Source organism: Xanthomonas sp. SHU 166, assembly GCF_000364685.1.
Lineage (GTDB): Bacteria > Pseudomonadota > Gammaproteobacteria > Xanthomonadales > Xanthomonadaceae > Xanthomonas_A > Xanthomonas_A sontii.
Genome location: NZ_AQOJ01001023.1, coordinates 1 through 6,822 on the forward strand (window position 1 = coordinate 1; position 6,822 = coordinate 6,822).

Annotated in this window: 7 protein-coding genes and 1 pseudogene; 4 read left to right on the top strand and 4 right to left on the bottom strand. The window is 71.1% G+C overall.

Going from position 1 to position 6,822, the window contains the following annotated elements:
* Both D180_RS22400 and D180_RS22405 read left to right on the top strand, forming a co-directional pair.
* Nucleotides 1-348 (top strand): superoxide dismutase family protein (locus D180_RS22400; protein ID WP_017914523.1); only part of this gene is annotated, 348 nt, incomplete at its 5' end.
* Nucleotides 349-427: 79 nt separating this feature from the next.
* Nucleotides 428-1,054: a superoxide dismutase family protein gene (locus D180_RS22405; RefSeq protein ID WP_017914524.1), complete on the top strand. Its 627-nt coding sequence runs from the start codon at nucleotides 428-430 to the stop codon at nucleotides 1,052-1,054.
* Nucleotides 1,055-1,200: 146 nt separating this feature from the next.
* On the opposite strand, the gene D180_RS22410 is transcribed toward D180_RS22405, so the two are convergent.
* On the bottom strand, nucleotides 1,201-1,767 hold the full coding sequence (locus D180_RS22410) for an NADAR family protein (protein ID WP_017914525.1): 567 nt from the start codon (nucleotides 1,765-1,767) through the stop codon (nucleotides 1,201-1,203).
* A gap of 204 nt (nucleotides 1,768-1,971) precedes the next feature.
* Nucleotides 1,972-2,859, bottom strand: a complete 888-nt coding sequence (locus tag D180_RS22415; RefSeq protein ID WP_017914526.1) for a hypothetical protein — start codon at nucleotides 2,857-2,859, stop codon at nucleotides 1,972-1,974.
* A 105-nt stretch (nucleotides 2,860-2,964) separates the two neighbouring features.
* Between D180_RS22415 and D180_RS22420 the strand changes: the two genes are divergently transcribed.
* The gene (locus D180_RS22420; RefSeq protein WP_026143786.1) at nucleotides 2,965-4,245 is read left to right on the top strand and encodes an acetyl-CoA C-acetyltransferase; all 1,281 of its coding nucleotides are present in this window, start codon (nucleotides 2,965-2,967) and stop codon (nucleotides 4,243-4,245) included.
* A 159-nt stretch (nucleotides 4,246-4,404) separates the two neighbouring features.
* Nucleotides 4,405-4,974, top strand: coding sequence for a hypothetical protein (locus tag D180_RS22425; protein ID WP_017908648.1), 570 nt, complete (start codon nucleotides 4,405-4,407; stop codon nucleotides 4,972-4,974).
* Nucleotides 4,975-5,202: 228 nt separating this feature from the next.
* Here the strand turns inward: D180_RS22425 and D180_RS22430 are convergent, their stop codons facing one another.
* Both D180_RS22430 and D180_RS22435 read right to left on the bottom strand, forming a co-directional pair.
* Complete coding sequence (locus D180_RS22430; RefSeq protein ID WP_017914527.1) at nucleotides 5,203-6,477, bottom strand: heme biosynthesis HemY N-terminal domain-containing protein; 1,275 nt, start codon at nucleotides 6,475-6,477, stop codon at nucleotides 5,203-5,205.
* A pseudogene (locus D180_RS22435) lies at nucleotides 6,474-6,822 on the bottom strand (uroporphyrinogen-III C-methyltransferase); the annotation flags it as partial. The gene D180_RS22430 and the pseudogene D180_RS22435, both read right to left, overlap by 4 nt.

Below are 6,822 nucleotides of genomic sequence, written 5' to 3' on the forward strand. Positions count from 1 at the left end.
GGCCTGCAGCCCAACCGCAGCTTTGCCTTCCACGTGCACGAGCGCGGCGATTGCAGCGCGGCCGACGCCAGCAGCGCCGGCGGCCACTTCAATCCGCTCGGCGCGCCGCACGGCCGCGCCGGCAGCGGCCCGCACCACGCCGGCGACATGGACAACCTCAACGCCACGGCCGATGGCACCGCGCAGATCGACGTGCTGCTGCACGGCGTGGTGCTCGGCGGCGGCGCGGCCAACGATATCGTCGGCCGCGCATTGGTGGCACACGCAGATCCCGATGATTACCACAGCCAGCCGGCCGGCAATGCCGGCGCGCGCGTGGCCTGCGGCGTGATCCGCCCGCTGCGCTGACCTCGCATCGCTACTTCCGCCCGGGTCCGCCTGGGAGGTCCGTCCGCATTCCGCGGCTCTGCAACGAAGGAGAACCCCCGTGCGTCGTACCCTTCCCAGTCTGCTGTTCCTGGCCACCACCCTGGCGCTGAGCGCCTGCAAGCGCGAAGAACCCGCCGCCACGCCGGCGGCGACCCCCGAACCCGCCGCCGCGCCGGCCGCGAGCGCACCACCGGCCGCGACCAACGCCACCGGCAGCGCCAGTGCCGCGCTCAGCCCGACCCAGGGCAACGAAGTGGCCGGCGAGGTCAAGTTCACCACCGTCGACGGCGCGGTGCACGTCACCGGCACCATCACCGGGCTCAAGCCCAACAGCGAACACGGCTTCCACATCCACGAGTTCGGCGACTGCAGCGCGCCGGACGGCAGCAGCGCCGGCGGCCACTTCAACCCGGCCAAGACCGAGCACGGCCAGGTTGGCAGCGATCCGCACCACGGCGGCGACATGCCCAATCTCAAGGCCGACGCCGAGGGCAAGGCGACCATCGATGCGGCGGTGTCCAACAACGTCAACATCGGCAAGGGCGACGGCTTCGACATCCTCAACCACGCGGTGATCGTCCACGCCGACCCGGACGACTACAAGAGCCAGCCCACCGGCAACGCCGGCGGCCGCCTGGCCTGTGGCGTGATCAAGGGCGACGCGGCGGCCGCGCCGGCGCAGTAAGTGCACGCTGGATGACGTTCGTGATGGCGGCATCCGTGTTGCGGGCGCCGCTGTCTTTCGCTTCCTGGATCCGCTGATATCCGGAAAGTGGCTCCAGTCGCGCCGGATCGAGGCTGCATGAAGCAGAGCGGCATCGTCTGTCGCGCTCAGCGAGGATCTGATTCCGCCAGTCGCCGGCGGACCTCCATCAGGGCGAAGCCCAGCAGGTTCTCGCCCTGCCACGTCGTGGGATCGGCGGCGCGCGGGTCGTCCGCCGCCAGGCCGATGCCCCAGATCCGGTCGACCGGACTGGCTTCGACCAGCACCCTGCCGCCGGTCCCGAGCAGGAAGGTCTTCAGCGCCGCATGCTGGCCGAACTTGCCCAGGTTGCCCGCGATGACCAACTGCATGCGGGCATCGCGCCAGGTGTATTCATCGAAACCCTGGATCTCCCGCCCGATCGCCTTGGCTTCTCCGGGATGCGCGGCGGCCAGAATGCGGGCACAGGCGGCATGATCGCCGAACAGCCGCGCCTTGCCGGCCATCATGTAATGCTCGGCGGTTGGATAGGTCACCGAATCAAGCACGAAGGGCGCCTCGAACCATTGGCTGAAGCAACTGCGGTCGATGGCGCCGGGCTGCTTCGGTGTGTGCCCCCAGAAGTGGACGAACTTGAGGTGTTCGCCCGCCTGTTGGCGCGCGCACAGCGTGTCCACGGTCAACACGTCGTGCATGAGATGTCCTCGCTACGATGGTTTGAAGCAACTGCGTACCGCAAATTCCATTGCTGGCAGCCGGTATCCGGACGCATGCCGCCATGCCAGGCCTGGCGCTGGACCGACATTTGAAGTGTTGAGGTAACGCGTACTCGCGCGGTGCAATACCCGCGCTTGATTCGGTGCGACGTACCTCTGATTGAAGTGCGAACGCGGCTCAGCTCAGGCCGCCAGCAACGCCTGCTTGGCGTCCTGCCCGCTCTCGCAATGCACATACAGCACCGGCAGGCCGTGGGCCTCGAGCACCGCGGCCAGTTGCCGCTGGCGCGCCAGGTACTGCTCATAGACCCGCTGCAGGCGTTCGCAGTCCTGGCGGTCGTAGGCGTAGTGCGCGCACCAGCTGGCCGGGTCGAACAGGGCCATGCGCACCTCGCCTTCGCGGTAGCGCAGCAGCGGCTCCGGCGGGGCCTGCAGCCATTCTTCCTGGTCCGGTGCCAGCAGCGCGGTCTCGATCAACGGCCACAGCGGCGCCAGGCCCTGGTTGTCGTACTGCATCGACATCATCGCTGCCAGGTCGTGGCCGGTCAGGTAGCGGGCGTGCTCGATCTCCGCGCCAAAGCCCTTCTGCGCGAGCAGCGCGGTATCGGCCTGCGCCATGCCCTGCGCCAGCAACACGTCCTCCAGCGCTTCGGCCACCGCCTGCACGGTGTCGGCCGGGCCGCTGAGCAGGAACGGCACCACCCGCAATGCGCCGCCGCGCAGGCCGGCATCGGCCTGGAACGGCAGCGGCACGCTGCCGTCGGCATCGGTGCCGAAGGCCAGCAACCGCGGGCCTTCGGCGCGGCCGGGCGCGCGGGCGGCGAGTTCCTCCAGGCGCCGATGCAGCGGCCAGCCCGGACGCAACGCTTCGGCCGGGTCGAAATGCGCGCCGGCCAGGCTCAGTTCCAGTTCGCGCACCGCCGGCACCAGTTGCGCCAGATCGCGGCCGACCTTTTCGGCCAGTTCGGCGGCCTGCGCATGCGGCAGCGCCGGGTGCGCCGGTTCGCGCCCGGAGGACAATTCCAGGGCGATGACCCCGTGGGCGTGGCGAGTGGCGGAGGCTTGGGTCATGGGATTGGCGGTTGGCCCGTCGCGGGCGCATAGCTACACTCGCTTCATTATGCCTGCGCTACCGTGCAGGCCATGTCCCCGACTCCCCTCGCGCGAGGTAATCCCATGCCAGCAGCCCGTCCCGTCGCCATTCTCGGCGGCGTCCGCATTCCGTTTTGCCGGCAGAACACGGCGTATGCGGATGTCGGGAACCTCGGCATGTCGGTGCGCACGCTGGGCGCGCTGGTCGAGCGTTACGGGCTGCACGGGCAGCAGCTGGGCGAAGTGGCGATGGGCGCGGTGATCAAACATTCCAGTGACTGGAACCTGGGCCGCGAGGCGGCGCTGTCCTCCGGGCTGTCGCCGCTGACTCCGGGCATCACCCTGCAACGCGCCTGCGGCACCAGCCTGGACAGCATCATCACCGTCGCCAACAAGATCGCGCTGGGGCAGATCGAATCGGGCATCGGCGGCGGCTCGGACACCACCTCCGAGGTGCCGATCGTCTACGGCAAGAAGCTGCGCGCGCGGCTGCTGGCGGCCAACCGTGCCAAGAGCACCGGCGACAAGCTGCGCGCGCTGACCCGCGGCTTCAAGTTCGCCGAGCTCAAGCCCGAGTTCCCGGGCGTGGCCGAGCCGCGCACCGGCAAGAGCATGGGCGACCACTGCGAGGACATGGCCAAGCAGTGGAACATCTCGCGCGATTCGCAGGACGCCTGGGCGGTGTCCTCGCACCACAAGCTGGCCGCCGCCTACGAGCGCGGCTTCTTCGCCGACCTGATCGCGCCGTTCCGCGGCGTGGAGCGCGACAACATCCTGCGCGCGGATACCTCGCTGGAGAAGCTGGCCACGCTGAAGCCGGCCTTCGACAAGGTCAGCGGCCGCGGCACTCTGACCGCGGCCAACTCGACCCCGCTGACCGACGGCGCCGCCGCGGTGCTGCTGGCCTCGGAAGAATGGGCGCAGGCGCATGGCCACGTGCCGATGGCCTACCTGCGCGATGCGCAGGTGTCGGCGGTGGATTTCGTGCACGGCGAAGGCCTGTTGATGGCGCCGACCGTGGCCGTGCCGGAGATGCTCAAGCGCCATGGCCTGCGCTTGCAGGACTTCGACATCTACGAGATCCACGAGGCCTTCGCCGCGCAGGTGCTGTGCACCCTGCGTGCCTGGGAGAGCGAGGACTACTGCCGCACCCGGCTCGGCCTGGACGCGCCGCTGGGGCAGATCGATCCGGCCAAGATCAACCCGGTGGGCTCGTCGCTGGCCACCGGCCATCCGTTCGCCGCGACCGGCGCGCGCATCGTCGCCACCGTCGCCAAGCAACTGGTCGAACGCGGCGGCGGCCGCGCGCTGATCTCCATCTGCACCGCCGGCGGCATGGGCGTGGTGGCGATCGTCGAACGCTGAGCGTCACCGCGCGCTGGCACTCGTGCCGGCGTGCGCCGCGCCACGGCCTTCGGCCCTGCGGCGCCGCCCCGGCGCTGACCGCGCCGCATCCGTCGCGCTACCATGCCCGCCGATTCGCTTGCGTCACGCGGGCGACACGGCGCGCAGGGGGCGCAGGCCATGACCGAGCAGGGCAGTTTCAATCCGTACCAGGCGCCCAGCGTCGCCAGTCCGTCCAGCCTGCCGCCGCCGTTGCCGGGCGAGACGTTGTGGCGCGATGGCACGGATTTGCTGTGCCTGCGCGATGCGCCGTTCCCGCCGCACTGCGTGAAGTGCGGGGCGGCGCTGGGCAACGACGAACTCAAGAAGCGCACCTTCTACTGGCACGCGCCGGGCTGGTACGCGCTGATCCTGGTGAGCATCCTGGTCTATGCGATCGCGGCGCTGGTCGCGCGCAAGCGCAGCAGCCATGTGCTCGGGATGTGCGCGGCGCATCGGCGTCGGCGCAACCGGTACATCCTGTTGATCGCCGGTGCCTTCCTGGTTGGCCCGCTGCTGGGAGTCGCCGTCGGCGGTGAGAGTGGGTTCTGGCTGGGAGGCGCCGTGTTCCTGGTCATGCTGATCTGGGGCATGTTCGGCGCGCGCATTCTGGTGCCGCGGCGCATGGACGAGCGCTACGCGCGCTACAAGGGCCTGGCGCCCGCGTTCCTGGCGCGCCTGCCGGCGCTGCCGCCGGCCTTGCGGCGCTGAGCGGACGGACGCGGCCGGCCTACCTTCGGATGCGATGACCGGCGCGCCGCCGGCCTGGGCACACGACGCGGCCCATGCGTTCTGCTGTGCTCCTCTTCGCTGATCGGCGCAGGAGCGATGCGCGTGCGCTGCCGCGTCCGGAAGCAGCCATGACGCGCTTTCGCCGCGGATCAGCGTGCCCGGCCTGGTCTTGCAGACTCGGCCATCTCTGACAACACGGGGACGGACTCAACCCTCCAGCCGCGGGAACCCATGGTCGTCGCGGCGTTCTGTGCTGTCCGGCGCCGGCGCCGGCGCGATCGGGGTCACCGGCGCGACCGGCTCGGGCAGCGGCTGCGCGATGTCGCCGCGCTGCACGCGTAGCGCATTGGCGTAGCAGCGCTGCGCCGCGAGCATGTCGCCGGCGTCGGCATAGCCGTCACCGAACACCTCCCAGGCCTCGGCACCCGCACCCAGCGCCAGCGCGCGGTGCAGGAATTCCTCCGCCTGCGGCCACTGCTGCTGGCGGCTGGCCAGACGCGCCAGGGTCAGCAGCAGCGCCGGGCTGTCCGGATGCGCCTGCAGCCAGCGCTGCGCGCTGGCGCGGCGCGAATCGTACTTCTCCACCGGCAGGCGCCCGTACAGCGCGGCCAGGCCTTCGTCCCAGCGCGTGTCCAGCGCCTGCTCCAGGCTGCGCAGCGCCGCATCGTCCCAGCGCAGGGCGGCCGCGCGCACCGCGTAGGCGGCGACCACCGCCGGCTCGCTGCGCAGCGATTTGGGCAGGCTCTCCCAGCGCTCGGCCAGGGTATTGGCATCGGCGGCCTGGTCCAGCGAGGCCGCGGCCAGGCGCGTTTCCAGCGTGGCGATCGCCTCCAGCGGCAGCGCCTGCTGCTGGCGGATCGCGCCGAGCTGGCCGTAGGCCTCGCCGGCACGACCGATGCGGGTCAGTGCCTCGGTGCGCAGCAACAGCCCGCGCGGCGGCAGCGGCTGCGCCGCGGCCACGTCCAGCGCATTGATCGCATCGACCGGGCGCTGCTGCTCCAGATGCAGTTCGGCCAGCAGCAGTGCATGCGCGGCGGGATCGCGTTCGGCCAGGCGCCGCAGGTGGCGCTCGGTCGCCTCGCGGTCGCCGCGCGCATCGGCCGCGCGCACCGCGGCGATCAGGGCGATGGCGCTCACCTCGGGGTCTTCGGCGGCGGCGTTGAGCTGCTTCTCGGCCCGTGTCCACTGGCCGGCGTGGGCGGCGGCCAGGCCGTCGAGCAGGCGCGCGCGCGACTGCTTGCGGCGGCGCCGGCCCCAGGCGCGGAACGGGAAGCTGAGCACGTTCCACACCAGCCACAGCGCCAGGAACGCGATCACCAGCAGCAGCGAGGCCTGCGGCAGCGAGGCGATGTAGTCGGTGCCGCCGACGCGCACGATCACCTCGCCGAGCTGGCGCACCTGGTCCTGCCCCAGCCATTGCGCACCGATCACGCCCAGCGCGATGACGATCAACAGCACGATCAGGGAACGGAGGGATTTCATGACGGGCTCCTTGCGTCGCGCATCGCGCGCAACTGTTGCAGGGTGGTTCCGAGTTCGGGAATGGTCGGGCGCAGATCGGCATTGGCCAGGGTGCGCAGCGCGGCGCGGCGTTCGCGCAGTTGCGGCGACTCCGGCCACAGCCGCGACAGCCAGCGCCCGGCGCCGGCCAGGGCGCTGCGATAGCCACGCGTGTCGCCGCGTTCCAGCGCCGCGCGCGCCAGGGTCAGGTCGAGCTGCAGCGCGTCGTGGGCGGCCACGCGCTCCGAGCCGGCGGCCAGCACGCCGCCCTGCGAGGGGCGGATCTTCACCAGCGGCGCCAGCAGGCGCTGCCACAGCGGCTGGGGC